The 14,358-nt window shown below is 61.2% G+C and carries 14 protein-coding genes and 1 pseudogene; 4 read left to right on the top strand and 11 right to left on the bottom strand.

Going from position 1 to position 14,358, the window contains the following annotated elements:
- Window positions 1-38 precede the first annotated feature (38 nt).
- Window positions 39-827: a GNAT family N-acetyltransferase gene (locus tag FPJ27_RS16890; RefSeq protein ID WP_204421881.1), complete on the bottom strand. Its 789-nt coding sequence runs from the start codon at window positions 825-827 to the stop codon at window positions 39-41.
- Window positions 828-1,108: 281 nt separating this feature from the next.
- Between FPJ27_RS16890 and FPJ27_RS16895 the strand changes: the two genes are divergently transcribed.
- From FPJ27_RS16895 to FPJ27_RS16905, 3 genes are all read left to right on the top strand, one after another.
- The gene (locus FPJ27_RS16895; RefSeq protein ID WP_204421882.1) at window positions 1,109-1,414 is read left to right on the top strand and encodes an NIPSNAP family protein; all 306 of its coding nucleotides are present in this window, start codon (window positions 1,109-1,111) and stop codon (window positions 1,412-1,414) included.
- Between the two features lie 310 nt (window positions 1,415-1,724).
- Window positions 1,725-2,375 carry an NAD(P)H-dependent oxidoreductase gene (locus tag FPJ27_RS16900; RefSeq protein WP_072444516.1) on the top strand — a complete coding sequence of 217 codons (651 nt, stop codon included), beginning with the start codon at window positions 1,725-1,727 and terminating at the stop codon, window positions 2,373-2,375.
- Window positions 2,376-2,638: 263 nt separating this feature from the next.
- The gene (locus FPJ27_RS16905) at window positions 2,639-2,857 is read left to right on the top strand and encodes a hypothetical protein (protein WP_034180843.1); all 219 of its coding nucleotides are present in this window, start codon (window positions 2,639-2,641) and stop codon (window positions 2,855-2,857) included.
- A 463-nt stretch (window positions 2,858-3,320) separates the two neighbouring features.
- Here FPJ27_RS16905 and FPJ27_RS16910 read toward each other — a convergent pair whose 3' ends face one another.
- From FPJ27_RS16910 to FPJ27_RS16930, 5 genes and pseudogenes are all read right to left on the bottom strand, one after another.
- A complete protein-coding gene (locus FPJ27_RS16910) occupies window positions 3,321-4,112 on the bottom strand; it encodes an SDR family NAD(P)-dependent oxidoreductase (RefSeq protein WP_204421883.1) in 792 nt (263 codons plus the stop codon).
- A gap of 189 nt (window positions 4,113-4,301) precedes the next feature.
- Window positions 4,302-5,585, bottom strand: coding sequence for an acyl-CoA dehydrogenase family protein (locus tag FPJ27_RS16915; protein WP_204421884.1), 1,284 nt, complete (start codon window positions 5,583-5,585; stop codon window positions 4,302-4,304).
- Window positions 5,586-5,614: 29 nt separating this feature from the next.
- Window positions 5,615-6,034, bottom strand: a complete 420-nt coding sequence (locus FPJ27_RS16920; protein WP_204421885.1) for a GFA family protein — start codon at window positions 6,032-6,034, stop codon at window positions 5,615-5,617.
- Between the two features lie 120 nt (window positions 6,035-6,154).
- A complete protein-coding gene (locus tag FPJ27_RS16925) occupies window positions 6,155-7,132 on the bottom strand; it encodes a zinc-binding dehydrogenase (protein WP_204421886.1) in 978 nt (325 codons plus the stop codon).
- A gap of 23 nt (window positions 7,133-7,155) precedes the next feature.
- Window positions 7,156-8,091: pseudogene (locus tag FPJ27_RS16930) on the bottom strand (SDR family NAD(P)-dependent oxidoreductase).
- Window positions 8,092-8,264: 173 nt separating this feature from the next.
- Between FPJ27_RS16930 and FPJ27_RS16935 the strand changes: the two are divergent.
- Complete coding sequence (locus FPJ27_RS16935; protein WP_204421887.1) at window positions 8,265-8,549, top strand: hypothetical protein; 285 nt, start codon at window positions 8,265-8,267, stop codon at window positions 8,547-8,549.
- 347 nt (window positions 8,550-8,896) lie between these two features.
- Here FPJ27_RS16935 and sucD read toward each other — a convergent pair whose 3' ends face one another.
- The 5 genes from sucD to FPJ27_RS16960 form a co-directional block, all read right to left on the bottom strand.
- Window positions 8,897-9,778, bottom strand: a complete 882-nt coding sequence (gene sucD, locus FPJ27_RS16940; protein WP_204421888.1) for a succinate--CoA ligase subunit alpha — start codon at window positions 9,776-9,778, stop codon at window positions 8,897-8,899.
- 64 nt (window positions 9,779-9,842) lie between these two features.
- Entirely contained in the window at window positions 9,843-11,009 is a 1,167-nt protein-coding gene (sucC, locus tag FPJ27_RS16945) for an ADP-forming succinate--CoA ligase subunit beta (RefSeq protein WP_204421889.1), read from the bottom strand.
- 631 nt (window positions 11,010-11,640) lie between these two features.
- Complete coding sequence (locus FPJ27_RS16950) at window positions 11,641-11,928, bottom strand: hypothetical protein (protein WP_177318446.1); 288 nt, start codon at window positions 11,926-11,928, stop codon at window positions 11,641-11,643.
- 407 nt (window positions 11,929-12,335) lie between these two features.
- Window positions 12,336-13,121, bottom strand: coding sequence for an SDR family oxidoreductase (locus FPJ27_RS16955; protein WP_204421890.1), 786 nt, complete (start codon window positions 13,119-13,121; stop codon window positions 12,336-12,338).
- A 50-nt stretch (window positions 13,122-13,171) separates the two neighbouring features.
- The gene (locus FPJ27_RS16960; protein WP_204421891.1) at window positions 13,172-14,350 is read right to left on the bottom strand and encodes an acetyl-CoA C-acyltransferase; all 1,179 of its coding nucleotides are present in this window, start codon (window positions 14,348-14,350) and stop codon (window positions 13,172-13,174) included.
- Between the last annotated feature and the right edge of the window lie 8 nt (window positions 14,351-14,358).

Below are 14,358 nucleotides of genomic sequence, written 5' to 3' on the forward strand. Positions count from 1 at the left end.
ACGCGGCAAAACCGGGGAAAAGAGCCCGTGCGCGGCGCTCAGCCGAACGTGTAGCGCCCATGCTGGCGCGGCCGCCAAGGTGACGAACGGCAGCTCGCGGCGCCGGCCGCGCGTCGCGCCGCCCATCCCGCGCCACGGCGTAAGCGCAGGTCGCGCCGTGCCGCTGCCACGACGCGCGCCGGCAACGCATGCGCCAGACGCCGCACGGCCGCCACGCGCACGGCCAGCCGCGACGCCGGCGGCACGCGGTGCACGACGGGCGCGACGGGCCGCTTGCAGAGGATCGCGCTGTCGTAGCGCTTGCCGGCGAAGCGCATCACGTCGACGACCTCGAAACCCTGTGCGCCGTAGAACGCCAGCAGATGCGACGCGGGATGCGGCGTATCCAGCGCGAGCAGCGTATAGCCGCGCAACGCGGCCCACTGCTCGGCGAACGACAGCAGCAATGCGCCGATCCCGCGGCTCTGGCAATCGGGATCCACGGCCACCTGGCGCACGCTCGCGACGCCTTCGTGCCGGTACAGCGAGCAGGCCGAAGACGGATCGGTCCCATACAGCGTGGCCGTGCCGATGACGCGCCCGCCGCATACGGCGACGTAGCACTCGCCCGTTTCCGCACGGCGGCGCGTGACGCCCTCGTCCTGATCGACGCACGTGCAGTTGAGCCCCATCGCGCCGAGCCACGCGAACGCGCGATGCAGCATCGGCGTGAGTTGCGCATAGCTGTCGACTGCCGGATCGAAACGCCGTACGACCACCCGGTCGGCGCACACGGAAGGCGGCGCGGCAGGGAGACGTTCGGCAATCGCGTTCCAGGGTATCGACATCGCAGTGCTCCGTGGTTGGGATGCCCGAAGTCTATGAGCGCGCCGACCGCCCTCGCAAGAAAAAATGTCGTAAAAGTTCGGGGAAATACTTGCAGGAAAAACGGCAACGAAGATGCGTGCCACCGCTCTGCCGGCGTCGTTGCGAACGCATGAAAATACGCCGATCGTTGTGCGTGCAAGCAACGAATCCCGCGACGGCGTCGACGCCCCGCACGCGCTCCGTTGACACCTGCGGCGACGCGATCCAGACTCGCTGTTCCGTCACCGCACCGCGAGCGCACATGGTCACCTGCTTCCTCCGCTACGTCATCGATCCGTACAAGCTCGAGCAGTTCGAAGCCTACGGCAAGATGTGGATTCCGCTCGTCGAAAAGTTCGGCGGCACGCATCACGGCTATTTCCTGCCGTCCGAAGGTGCGAGCAACATCGCGCTCGCGATGTTCTCGTTCCCGAGCCTCGCCGAGTACGAGCGCTACCGCGAACGCTCGAAGGACGATCCGGCATGCCAGGCCGCGTTCCGCTACGCGGAGGAAACGCGCTGCATCGTCAGCTACGAACGCAGCTTCTTCCGGCCGGTATTCGAATAACCGGCAACGGCCGCAGGCATCGCGCCCCTTTTCCTGACCGGGACGAAAAAAAGCCCCGCCTGCATCCGCGCGGCGGGGCCAACCCATGTCAGTAGAGACATCATGGAGGAGACGGGCCCATCTTATCGACCGCGGCGCACCGTCCCAACCAAGCATTTCTGCTATCGATCTGCGCGGCCGCGCACACGATTGCCCCCGCCGCCCGGCATATCGATAGAACGAAAAGTCGTTTTCAGAGTGGCGATGGGGTCGTTACCATCTGGTTTTAAGCCTGTGCTTAGCCGGGCAAGCCATCCCCAAGGAGCGCCCCTTGACTGCATTCGATCAACACCGCCGCCCGTTCGTCGTCGGCATCGGTGGTACCACCCGAGCAGCGTCGTCGACCGAACGCGCGCTGTCGTTCGCGCTGCGCGGCGCGCAGGCCGCCGGCGCGCGCACGCGCCTGTTCGACGGCCCGTTCCTGCATACGCTGCCGCACTACGCCCCCGAACACAAAACGCTGACCGACGCGCAGCGCGAACTGATCGACGCCGTGCGCCAGGCCGACGCGATCATCATCGCGACGCCCGGCTATCACGGCGGCGTCTCCGGCCTCGTGAAGAACGCACTCGACACGCTCGAGGAACTGCGCGCGGACGATCGCCCCTATCTCGACGGCCGCGCGGTCGGCCTGATCGTCACCGCGTACGGCTGGCAGGCAGCCGGCACCGTGCTGACGTCTCTGCGTTCGATCGTCCATGCGCTGCGCGGCTGGCCGACGCCGTTCGGCGCGACCGTGAACACGCTCGAAACGCGTTTCGAAAGCGCCGACAGCTGCTCGGATCCGAAGGTCGTCGCGCAGCTCGAGACGGTCGGCGCGCAAGCCGCCGAGTTCGCGCTCGCATTCGCGTCGCATCGCGCGACCACACACGCGGCATCGGTCGACGCGCTCGCACCCGTGCTGAAGGTCGCCAACCAGTAATCCCCTTCACTCCGCCGCCCGCGCCCGGCCGACAAGGTCCGCCGTGCGCGGGCGGCGCGTCTTCGGACGCGCGGCGATGTGCTGCGCGCGCCGGCACCGCGCCACGCACGAACCACAGCGACGCTTCGCGTCGAATCCCCTTTCCCGGCATGCCCTCTCGATATCGATTCGGCCCGCCGCGTGATTTGCATTGGCCGAAAGATTGGTTCACGCGGCCGGCGGGTTTTCGTACGCTGAAAGTCCGAACTTTCTCCGCGCACGCCATGAACCGTACGATCCGCTACAAGGGCTACGAAGTCGCTCCCGCCGCCGCCCGGTTGCCGAACGGGCTGTTCGCAGCCAACCTGACGATCGAGCGGGCGGGCGGCGGGCCGTCGCCGCGCTCCGTTTCGTTCGACGCGATCGATTTCTTCTTCGAAGAAGAACACGCGCTCGCCTATGCGTCCCGCTGGGGCCGCCTCTGGGTCGACACGCACGCGTGACGCACGCCTGGCCGGCTATCGTTTGTCAATAAAGTTGAGCGGCATACATGAATAAAATCAATGGCTTGCAAATCATTCTGCCATGATTGCTCGCTTCATTTTGCCATACAAGTTGAGCAAAAGCCGCTGAATTGACAAGAAGTACGAGCACTCGCTAATAGGCTTGGTTCTTGCCAAGATGGGGCGGTCTATCGATCGATTTTCGTCAAGATAGGCCGAGCACTATAGCGGAAGTGACCTCCCACGCCACCTCCGCTCACAACTCTAGTCAGCGGGACTAGCATTGACGGGAGCCATCATCAAATGCGTCAGGGCTTCCGCCACTTGTCCGGCTTCCCGGCACTCGCAATACGCACTTGCGAGTGATGTACTCGAAGGGGTACCTATGCGCGTCGCATTGAACTAGCAAGGCAAGCTCTTCCGTAGCGGCCGAACCACCATGCACGGCCATCTGCGCTGCCCTTTACTGAGCGCTGGCTCCGCCATCCAGAACCAACTCGGCCCCATTCATCCAGTGGCTTGAAGCCACGAAACAAACTGCATCCGCGACATCCTTTGGCTTTCCGAATCCCATAGGATGAGTGCTTGCCAGGAGGGATTCCGCTACGTGCTCGTCCGGAGCCAATCCCGAGTCCACAAGGCTTTTGACAACGGATTTTCCCATCCCCCCCTCGACGACAGCCGGGTGAATCGAATTAACTCGAATACCATAACCAAGGCGCGCACATTCAATGGCCGCGGCTTTGGTCAAGAGGCGAACGCCGCCCTTAGCGGCACAATACGCACTCAAACCAAACGTACCGACGATACCGGCCAGCGACGAGATATTTATGATGCTGCCGCCGTGCCCGCTACTACCGCCTGGTTTCATCGCTCGAATCGCCCACTTTGTGCCGAGGAACGTTCCTTCCAGATTCACCTTCTGAACGCGCTGGAATTGCTCAACGGTGAGATTCTCGAGAAGCGAAAAAGCTTCTATCCCGGCGTTGTTCACTACGAGGTCCAGACGACCGTGCGTCTCAACGGCGAATTGGACAACTCGCTGCCAGTCAGGCTCGCTCACTACATCATGTTTGACGAATTGCGCCCCTTGAATAGCTCGTGCAGTCGTTCGGCCCAAGTCCTCGAGGACATCCGACACGATTACCCTTGCGCCTTGGCGCGCCAGAGTAGTCGCGATTTCCGCACCAAGACCTTGTGCGGAACCAGTTACCAACGCCACCTTGCCATTTAAATCAAGAATCGGCTGATCCATCACACTCACTCCAACAGTTCGGGTAGTTTGCCCCGACGCACCTGTCCGCCACGCCCGTCGCCTACCTGGCCTTCGGGCGGCTTTCGCGTCGCTGGCGGGGCCGGAAAGCGCGCAGGAAGAAATAGGCGCGTTCGTTTTCATCCCCGCGAATCGGGGAATTCGCGAAGTTGTACGCGGCATTTCGACGGATCAGGGATTGCTCCAACCCTCCGCATAGAGCTGCTGACAAAGAAGCCCAAGGCGCATGGTCACCGAGTAGCTCTCGCCATCCCCGATAAGGGAGGGACGGGTGTCGCGGAACAGCTTCTCGATGGGATATTCGCGTGTCGTGCCCACCGCGCCGAAAAGCTGAAGCGCCTCGTGGACCACTTTCATCGCCTCTTCGGTTACCGTCACCTTGTTCGCTGCGGTGACATAGGGGTGGACCCGCTCCGAAAGGCGTGCAAACGCGAGTGAGCGCCGAGCCGTCGCGCGAGCCAGTTCAATCCGGCGCAGCATGTCGCCGAGACGATAACGGGTCAGCTGATGATCGATCAGCAGCCTTCCGCCCTGCTTACGTTCATGGCAGTACTGCAGCGCCAACTCGAACGCCGCGCGGGCGACGCCCACGAATATCGGCGACGTGTGTGCTCCAGCGTAAGACCACACGGAAGCAAAATTGCCGTAGTACTCGTCTTTCAACGCGACGGCGAAACGTTTCGGAACACGAACGTTGTCAAAATAGATTTCCCCTTGAGGAAGCGCGCGCAGGCCGATTTTTTCAAGCGGCTTGCCGCGCGAGACCCCGGGAAGGTCGAGAGGGATGATCACCCCGACACCGTACGGCAGGCCGTTCTTGTCAAGCCGCCCATCACCATAGTCCGCGCCCATATAGGCAATCGCCACTTGCGCAACGGCGCCGTTGGATACCCAGGCCGAGCTTTGTCCGTTGATCACGATCTCGTCGTCGCCCACCTTCGCCCACAGGTTGCCTTGATTACCCGGCGTGCCTTGCGGCCAATCGCGTTCGATGTCGAACACCTGGAAGTCACTGCCCCGGTCGGGCTGCGTTCCAATCCAGCATCCGATGCGGCCGGCACACAGCTCGACCAGTTCCTGCTTGCCGGCCGTAACAGCCAGTTGCATAGGGAAGTTGGCGATCCCCAGCGACAGGGCAAGCCCGCTGTCGCCCCACCCGAGCTCCTCGGCGATCATCGATTCCATGCGCAACGCCGTCTCGGCGGGCAGCGAAGCGAACAGCGCGGGATCTACGCCGAGCTTCGCGAACTCTGTAAAGACCGAGTAAAAAGGCGATCCTGGGGCAATGGCCTGCTCCGCGGTCATCTTGTCCAGCGCCGTGCCCGTTGGGCGGAGGACTTCCTTGGCAAACCGATGAAGCGTTTCCTGAACGGCGCGCTCCTCCTCGGACAGCGGCGTTTCGAAACCGGTCAGGCAAACGTCCGGCAAGTTCAGTTCAGTTTTCAGTCGCAGCACGTTCGTCTCCTTTGGATTTAAGCAACGCGTTATGAGTTGGGCAGACCTTTGGCAAATTTCGTCAGCGCCGGATCCATGAAGTCCCACGGCTGAGCACTGGTGGTGTAGAAGTCCATCGAGGGCGAGTACTGGCTGGGATCATCGAGACTGCCGCAGAAGATCAGCACGATCTCGGGCTTCTCCGCGATCGTGCCAAGGATGGGCGATCCGCAATCGGGGCAAAAGCCGCGCTCCACGTCGTGGCCGAGATCACTCTTCACCCTGTGATATCGAGGCTCGCCCGATACGATCCGAAACGCGGGAGCCGGCACCATCCGCACCGAGGCGTAAGCACTGCCGGTTGCACGTTGACAGTCACGGCAATGGCAGTTCAATGAGAAAATCGGCTCGGCCGAGCACTCGTAGCGAATCGCCTTGCAAGCGCACCCTCCACTGTATGAAATACTCATGTACACCTCCTCTTCGGTTGTTGAGCGGAGGGCGCTTTACGAACCTCCGACGCAGTATGTTCAGCGTAATGCGCGTGTGCGTTTGCTCGACTTAGCTTAAGTTTGCTGCCCCATCTGGCATCACGGTTTCAAGATCAGCTTGCCCGTCGATTGGCGAGACTCAAGTAACGCATGTACGCGAGCCGCCTCGGCAAGAGGGAAGCACCCGCCGATCGGAACCGTGATCTGCCCGGACTCGACCCATCCCATTAGGCGCGAGAACTGCCGTTTCATTCGCTCGGCGTCAGCAAGGTGCCCCCCCAGATAGAAGCCGCAGACACCGAGGTTGCCCCCAAGCATGTGGGCAGCATCCACTAGCATCGGCTCGTTGGAAGCCGCGCCGTACGCGACGATGCGCCCAGAAGGCCTGAGAAGAGCCAGCTCGCGAGCGAGTGCCTCGCCGCCTTGGACATGGAGGATGAGATCGAAGCCTTCGTTATTCGTGAGGGCACGCGCCGCCTCTTCCCAGCCCGGCTCCGTATAGTTGACTGTGCCGGTCGCGCCTAGCTCACGGGCAAGCTCGCCCTTGTCCGGCGAACTCACCGCGCCGATGACATGACGGGCACCGAGCAGTCGCGCAATTTGCACCGCCAAGCCGCCTACGCCTCCGGCCGCACCTTCGACAAGCACGTTACGGCCCGTCACGGGACCGCCGACGTCGTCAAGCACCAGCAGCGCGGTCATGCCTTGCACGAAAATGGCCGCCGCAATGGATGAGTCGGCATCTTCCGGAATCGGAATCGCACTACGCGCTTCGACAATGACGTATTCGGCATAGCCGCCGTGATCGAGCAGGCCGATAAGCCTCGAACCCGGCTGCCAGCCGGTCACTCCATCGCCAACCGACACGACGGTTCCACATATCTCGCTTCCCAGTACGATCGGAAGGGGTGTTGGGGCGGGATAAAATGCACCCCGGCGACGGACTGTATCGGCAAAATTAACGCCGGCGGCGTCCACCTTGACCAGTAGTTCTCCAACACGAGGATGAGGCGCCTCGAGGTCGACTAACGTGAGTACCTCCGGTCCACCGGTACGTGCGATTTGCATTGCCTTCATTATCTGTATCTCCTATCGTCAAACTAGAGCACGGCAGTTGCGCCACCATCTACTGCAAGGATTTGCCCCGTGATGTGCTTGCCGGCATCCGATGCGAACAATGCGACCGCGCCCTTCAGATCTTCGCTGTCGCCGATACGGCGCAACGACACTTCCACGGCGACGCTATCGGCGCCCAACTTGTTGAGCAACCCGCGTGTCATGTCGAAGGGAGAAAGCCCGGGGCGATCGCGGTAATCCCGCGCCGTTCCCACTCGCCCGCCAGCGCCCGAGTGAAATTCACGACGCCCCTCCTTGCTCGCGTTGTAGGCAATCGTGCTCATGGCGTCGGGCGAATTACCTCTGAGCCCAGCGATCGATGCGATGTCGACAATTCGGCCATACCCGCGCGGAATCATCGATCACTTGCCGATTTTCTGGGTAAGCAGAAAGAGGCCTCGGATGCTGAGGTCCATCACCTTGTCCGATGCGTCGAAGGGATGATCTTCCGCCGGCGCACTCCACACTGCACCCGCATTGCTTACGAGGATATCGACGTGTCCCAATCTAGCGAGCGTCTCGTTGGCCAAGCGATGAATATCTATCTTGACCGCACCGTCCGCTGCGATGAAATCCGCTTCGATGCCCAGCGAATTCAAATGCGCCTGCGCCTCTTGCAATTCGCCGATTTCTCGAGCCGAGAGCACAACGCGCGCCCCCAGTTCGCCGAGCGACTCGGCGAACTTCAAACTGAGGCCGCGCGAGCCGCCAGTAGATCGTGGGAATATGTTTCTTGTGAGCGATGAAAAGCCACGACCGCCCGAAGATGCGGTCCAGTTCCTGCTCGTAGATACCCTGGTAGGAGTAGACCAGGGGATCGATCGCCCCCGCCTCTTCGTCGAACAGCGCAGAAGCAGGATAGCCTTGCATGGTGGTATCAGGCACTTGCGTCTCCTAGATAGTTGCCCATGGCGAAGCATCGGCTCTTATAGCGGTATGCGGCCGTTGGTGTAAGCATCGCGCGCATTTCCGTTACTAGAACAATAGGCGTTCGCAGACTGTCCACCTTTGCTCACAGCGCGGAAAAGCTTTGCTTGTCGGGCAGCGACATCCTCGGATCACGTGGCGATGCTTCGCGGGGCAGCATCGATGGATGGCGCTCGCATTGTCCGCGGCGCCGCGCGCCTCGAGTCATCGAGACGGCCAGCCGAACCGGCCGAACGGTCGCACCGGGACAACGGTGTCTGCAAGCTCGGCATGCACGGACGCGTGCGGCTTGTCGCGAATCATCGATTCAATCCGGGCTGCTTGCGTGCGCCACCGGACGATCGTCGGGCAGGCCGGAATCGGCAAGCTGAACCGGCTCATCAAGCTCGAGGGCAGCCGGTTGAAGATCTCTCCCGACACGCGGGAATGGACCGACGAAGTCCACCGCTAGCAGGCATCAGCGCATTCAGTTAGCGACGATTGCTCGCCCCCTCGGCAGCAGCAGAATTCACCGCACCCCAACCGGGTTGTACGAGGCAATCGCCGTTCGGCTGGGTCAAGTTTCAGGAAATTGAAGGTGCGACGACGCGCCCCCAGTGAAATGCGAGCACACCAAGGCGTTGAGCGATGAGGTCAAGGATGTGCGCCGCGCCACGAGATTCTCAAGCTAGCGATCGCACTATTTAGCTTGGCAGCGCTCGACCGCCGTATCAAACCCTGACGTCAAGTGTCAGCTTTTTTTCGCAGTCTCACGCCGGCAAAGCCGGCGTTTTCTGCAGGACGAACCCAGGGGAAATATTACAGCGCTGCCTTCAGCAGGCGGCCCATTTCCGACGGGTTGCGCGTGACGGTGATGCCGCACGCTTCCATGATTTCCAGCTTCGCTTCGGCCTTATCCGCACCGCCCGAGATCAGCGCGCCGGCGTGGCCCATGCGCTTGCCCGGAGGCGCCGTGACACCCGCGATGAAGCCGACGACCGGCTTCTTCATGTTGTCCTTGATCCACTCGGCGGCGTTGGCTTCATCCGGACCGCCGATTTCGCCGATCATCACGACCGCGTCCGTATCCGGATCGTCGTTGAACATCTTCATCACGTCGATGTGCTTCAGACCGTTGATCGGGTCGCCGCCGATGCCGACTGCCGACGACTGGCCGAGGCCCAGTGCCGTCAGCTGAGCAACGGCTTCATACGTCAGCGTGCCCGAACGCGACACGACGCCGATGCGGCCCTTGCGGTGGATGTGACCCGGCATGATGCCGATCTTCAGTTCGTCCGGCGTGATCGTGCCCGGGCAGTTCGGCCCGAGCAGCAGCGTCTTGCGGCCTTCGCGGCGCATGCGGTCCTTCACTTCGATCATGTCGCGCACGGGGATGCCTTCCGTGATGCAGATCGCGAGATCCAGATCGGCTTCGACCGCTTCCCAGATCGCAGCGGCTGCGCCTGCCGGCGGAACGTAGATGACCGACACGGTCGCGCCGGTTTCTGCCTTCGCTTCCTTGACGCTCGCGTAGATCGGAATGCCTTCGAAATCTTCGCCGGCCTTCTTCGGGTTCACGCCCGCGACGAATGCTTCGCGGCCGTTTGCGTATTCACGGCAGGCGCGCGTATGGAACTGACCGGTTTTGCCGGTGATGCCCTGCGTGATGACCTTCGTGTCCTTGTTGATCAGAATCGACATGTATTTTGACCTCTGTTCGATTGGCGTCGCGTATCTGCCGCGCCGCCATGCGTATTCGATAGCGTTACTTGCCTGCGGCAGCCGCGACGACCTTCTGGGCAGCTTCTTCCATGCTGTCCGCCGAGATGATCGGCAGGCCCGAGTCGGCCAGCATCTTCTTGCCGAGGTCCTCGTTCGTGCCCTTCATGCGCACGACGAGCGGCACCTTCAGGTTCACGGCCTTCGAACCGGCGATCACGCCTTCCGCGATCACGTCGCAGCGCATGATGCCGCCGAAGATGTTCACGAGGATCGCCTTCAGGTCCGGGTTCTTCAGCATCAGCTTGAACGCTTCCGTGACCTTCTCGGTCGTAGCTCCACCGCCGACGTCCAGGAAGTTCGCCGGCTCGCCGCCGAACAGCTTGATGGTGTCCATCGTCGCCATCGCCAGGCCCGCGCCGTTCACGAGGCAGCCGATGTTGCCGTCGAGCGAGATATACGCGAGGTCGAACTTCGACGCTTCGATTTCAGCCGGATCTTCTTCGTCCAGATCGCGGTACGCGACGATTTCCGGATGACGGAACAGCGCGTTCGAGTCGAAGTTGAACTTCGCGTCGAGTGCGATGACCTTGCCGTCGCCGGAGACGTTCAGCGGGTTGATTTCAGCCAGCGACGCGTCGGTTTCCCAGAATGCCTTGTACAGGCCTTGCAGGATGGCGCGCGCTTGCGGAATCGAAGCGGCCGGCACGCCGATCTTCGCGGCGAGGTCGTCGGCCTGGGCGTCGAGCAGGCCGGTCGACGGTTCGACGATGACCTTGTGGATCAGTTCCGGGTGCTTTTCGGCAACTTCTTCGATGTCCATGCCGCCTTCGCTCGAACCCATCAGGACGATCTTTTGCGACACGCGATCCACGACGAGGCTGACATACAGTTCCTGCTTGATGTCGGCGCCTTCTTCGATCATCAGACGGTTGACCTTCTGGCCTTCCGGACCGGTCTGGTGCGTGACGAGCTGCATGCCGAGGATCTGGTTCGCGTATTCGCGCACCTGCTCGATCGACTTCGCGACCTTCACGCCGCCGCCCTTGCCACGGCCACCCGCGTGAATCTGAGCCTTGACGACCCATACCGGGCCGCCCAGCTCTTCTGCCACCTTGACGGCTTCGTCCACCGAGAACGCCGGCTTGCCGCGCGGTACCGCGACGCCGAATTTCCGCAGGATTTCCTTACCCTGGTACTCGTGAATCTTCATGCGTGATTCCCTTCAGTCTGAGAGTCGAATTGAATTTTCTAAACTTAGAAAGTAATGTCGAAAAGAGCAGTCTCACTGCGAAAATCAACCTGTTACTTCGTGCCATTGCCCTCGCAGCGAGCGATCTGGTACTCAACGCGCGGCCATCAGCATAGGTTCGCCACTTGACTCCGCCGACCGAGGAAACGTCACGAAATCAATCTTGACGGCAGATCATCTCGCGCGAAACAATCTCCGATCACCACTGGTCCTGCACAACCCCTTCGGGGCCGAACGAGCCGAAATCTGACCGCACGATTTCACATACTGTCGCGCAGGCGGGCAACTGGAGTCAGCAGGCACCACAAGATCTTGCGACGTCCAGGCGAATTAGCGATAGGAACGGCATCGTGTTACGTCTTCTGTATCCCTACCTTGCCAGCGCCCCCGGGGTGGCCTTTCGTCAGGCCGTCCTAGCCCCCGCTGTTCGGCCTCCTCTTTTGCCGCCCTTATCGCATCATAGAAAGTCAACTCCGAGGCAACACGAGTGCGATCGACATTAACGACCCAACTATCGAACATGTAACGCCACCGGATACGACGCTCTTCAAGAAGGGCGGAAAACCAACGCCAAATCGATGCATCTTCAGCATTAGCTGCTGCTGCAGCAGCAAAGCGAGTCCGTTGCATTACGTCCATGTCGTTCCTCAAATTGCAGCAGGCAGTCAGTGAAATCGCCTGGGACCAACCGTTCTTCGTCGGAGCGAATCGTGCCGATTGATGTGGCTACCTCTTCACCGTTTTGCGCGAGTTCGATTCGTCTCAATTGAAACCAGACATCCATGTGCGCGGCACGAATCTCCGACAAGGCCCGAAACGACGCCATACCGCCCGAGTTCAACTCCTTCAGGATCGCCCCTAGCCGGGAGAGGCCGAACACTCCCGATTCGCCAGTAGCAAACATCAGCAGCAGGAATACCGCACAACAGATAACCATCTCGGACTTTAAGGCGCACTGCGGCGACGAACCGTGTCGGCAAAATTGATCCCGACAGCGTCGACCTTGACTAGAACTCTCCAATACCAGGACGTCGCACTTCGAGATCGACTGGCGTCAGCACCTCCGGTCCACCGGTACTTGCAATTTGCACCGCCTTCATTTCCGTCCACCACCCAATGTCCGTATGAACGCGTCGTCAGGTGCCGGTTTCATTGGCGCCCGGTTGTTCCGGGGTCTTTCCGGTACTGCGGTGACGCAGAAGCCATGTGATCCCACCGTTTTTACCCGGCAACGAAGATCTCCAAATCTACCCAATACTTCGGCATCCGTATCTCTCTGTATCGCGGTTATAGTACGGCAGTCGCGCCACCGTCTACTGCAAGGATCTGTCCGGTGATGTGCTTGCCTGCATCCGATGCGAACAATGCGACGGCGCCCTTCAGATCCTCGCTATCGCCAATGCGCCGTAATGGGAGTCCTTCCGCAACCTTGTCCGCGCCCAATTGGGTGAGCAAGCCCCGCGTCATGTTGGACGGAAAAAAGCCCGGCGCAATCGCGTTGACCGTGATGCCGTATTGCCCCCACTCACCCGCGAGCGTTCGTGTGAAATTGACAACCGCTCCCTTGCTCGCGTTATAGGCAATGGTGCTCATCGCATCAGGCGGATTTCCCCTGAGGCCGCCGATCGATGCCATGTTGACGATTCGGCCGTATCCACGCGGGATCATCGACCGCTTGCCAATTTGCTGGGTGAGCAGGAAGAGGCCTCGGACGTTGAGGTTCATGACCTTATCCCATGCCTCGATCGGGTGGTCCTCCGCTGGCGCGCTCCAGACTGCGCCCGCGTTGTTCACGAGTATGTCGACGCGACCCAACCTGGCGAGCGCCTCGTCAGCCAGACGATGAATATCTGCGTCGATGGAACCGTCCGCCGCGATGAAGTCCGCCTCAATGCCGAGCGACGCCAGATGCGCCTGCGCCTCTTGCAACTCGTCGGTTTTGCGCGCAGAAAGAACGATGCGCGCTCCAAGTTCGCCGAGTGACTCGGCGAGTTGAAGACCGAGGCCGCGTGAGCCGCCAGTCACGAGCGCGGTTTTTCCTGAAAGATCGAATAATTGTTTGAGCGTACCCATGGTGTCTAATCCGCACTATTCCTGTTTCTGCGACGCTTCTTGCGCAGACATCAAAAAACTTCGAACAGCCCTGCTGCGCCTTGGCCGCCCCCGATGCACATCGTAACGACGACATATCGAGCACCACGGCGCTTACCCTCCAACAGCGCATGCCCGACGAGGCGCGCGCCGGAAACACCGTACGGATGTCCCAATGCAATGGCGCCGCCATTGACGTTGAGGCGCGCCATCGGAATGCCGAGTTTGTCAGCGCAGTAAAGCACCTGGACAGCGAATGCCTCGTTCAACTCCCAAAGGCCGATGTCATCGACCGTTAAACCGGCCTTCGCAAGCAGCTTAGGTACGGCGAACACCGGCCCGATACCCATTTCGTCCGGCTCACATCCGGCAACGGCAAAACCCCGGAATGCGCCGAGTGGCTGCAGGCCGCGGGCGGAGGCCAGCTTGCCGTCCATGACGACAGCAGCGGATGCACCATCGGAGAACTGGCTCGCATTACCGGCCGTAATCACGCCTCCCGGCAAAGAAGAACGAATTTTCGAAAGGCCTTCCAGTGTCGTATCGGCACGGATGCCTTCATCGACAGACACCGTGACTTCGCGCGTGCCGAGTGATCCGGTCTTCGCGTCGGCGACGCCCATCACTGTGGTGATCGGCACGATTTCGTCCGCAAACCTTCCGGCGGCAACGGCATCCGCCGCCCGCTGCTGGCTTCGAACGCCATACTCGTCCTGACGATCTCTCCCAATGTTGTAACGCCGGGCGACGGTTTCAGCGGTTTGCAGCATGCTCCAGTAGATGGTGGGCTTGTGCCTCTCAAGCCAGCCGTCGTTCAGCATGTGTCGGTTCATTTCCTGCTGGACACAGGAAATGGATTCGACACCACCCGCAACGAAGATATCGCCTTCACCGGCAATCACACGCTGCGCGGCCGTCGCAATCGCCTGCAGTCCAGAGGAGCAAAAGCGATTGATGGTTGCACCTGGCACGCTCGCCGGGCAGTCTGCACGCAATGCGATCTGCCGCCCGATGTTCCAGCCAGTCGCACCTTCCGGAACGGCACAGCCCATCAGAACGTCCTCGACTTCACCCGGCTCGATGTGCGCACGCTCGATCGCGTGTCTGACGACGTGCCCGCCGAGCGTAGCGCCGTGCGTCATGTTGAAAGCGCCCTTCCAGCTCTTCGCGAGTGCCGTCCGAGCGGTGGAAACAATCACTGCTTCAGTCATATTCGTGC

The sequence above is a fragment of the Burkholderia sp. MS455 genome (assembly GCF_016899445.1).
Classification (GTDB): domain Bacteria; phylum Pseudomonadota; class Gammaproteobacteria; order Burkholderiales; family Burkholderiaceae; genus Burkholderia; species Burkholderia pyrrocinia_C.

Bases quoted from the DNA above. Each gene is read 5' to 3' on its own strand.
- FPJ27_RS16890 (WP_204421881.1), bottom strand. From the start codon at position 827: ATGTCGATACCCTGGAACGCGATTGCCGAACGTCTCCCTGCCGCGCCG.
- FPJ27_RS16895 (WP_204421882.1), top strand. From the start codon at position 1,109: ATGGTCACCTGCTTCCTCCGCTACGTCATCGATCCGTACAAGCTCGAG.
- FPJ27_RS16905 (WP_034180843.1), top strand. From the start codon at position 2,639: ATGAACCGTACGATCCGCTACAAGGGCTACGAAGTCGCTCCCGCCGCC.
- FPJ27_RS16910 (WP_204421883.1), bottom strand. From the start codon at position 4,112: ATGGATCAGCCGATTCTTGATTTAAATGGCAAGGTGGCGTTGGTAACT.
- FPJ27_RS16920 (WP_204421885.1), bottom strand. From the start codon at position 6,034: ATGAGTATTTCATACAGTGGAGGGTGCGCTTGCAAGGCGATTCGCTAC.
- FPJ27_RS16925 (WP_204421886.1), bottom strand. From the start codon at position 7,132: ATGAAGGCAATGCAAATCGCACGTACCGGTGGACCGGAGGTACTCACG.
- FPJ27_RS16935 (WP_204421887.1), top strand. From the start codon at position 8,265: ATGGCGCTCGCATTGTCCGCGGCGCCGCGCGCCTCGAGTCATCGAGAC.
- sucD (WP_204421888.1), bottom strand. From the start codon at position 9,778: ATGTCGATTCTGATCAACAAGGACACGAAGGTCATCACGCAGGGCATC.
- sucC (WP_204421889.1), bottom strand. From the start codon at position 11,009: ATGAAGATTCACGAGTACCAGGGTAAGGAAATCCTGCGGAAATTCGGC.
- FPJ27_RS16955 (WP_204421890.1), bottom strand. From the start codon at position 13,121: ATGGGTACGCTCAAACAATTATTCGATCTTTCAGGAAAAACCGCGCTC.
- FPJ27_RS16960 (WP_204421891.1), bottom strand. From the start codon at position 14,350: ATGACTGAAGCAGTGATTGTTTCCACCGCTCGGACGGCACTCGCGAAG.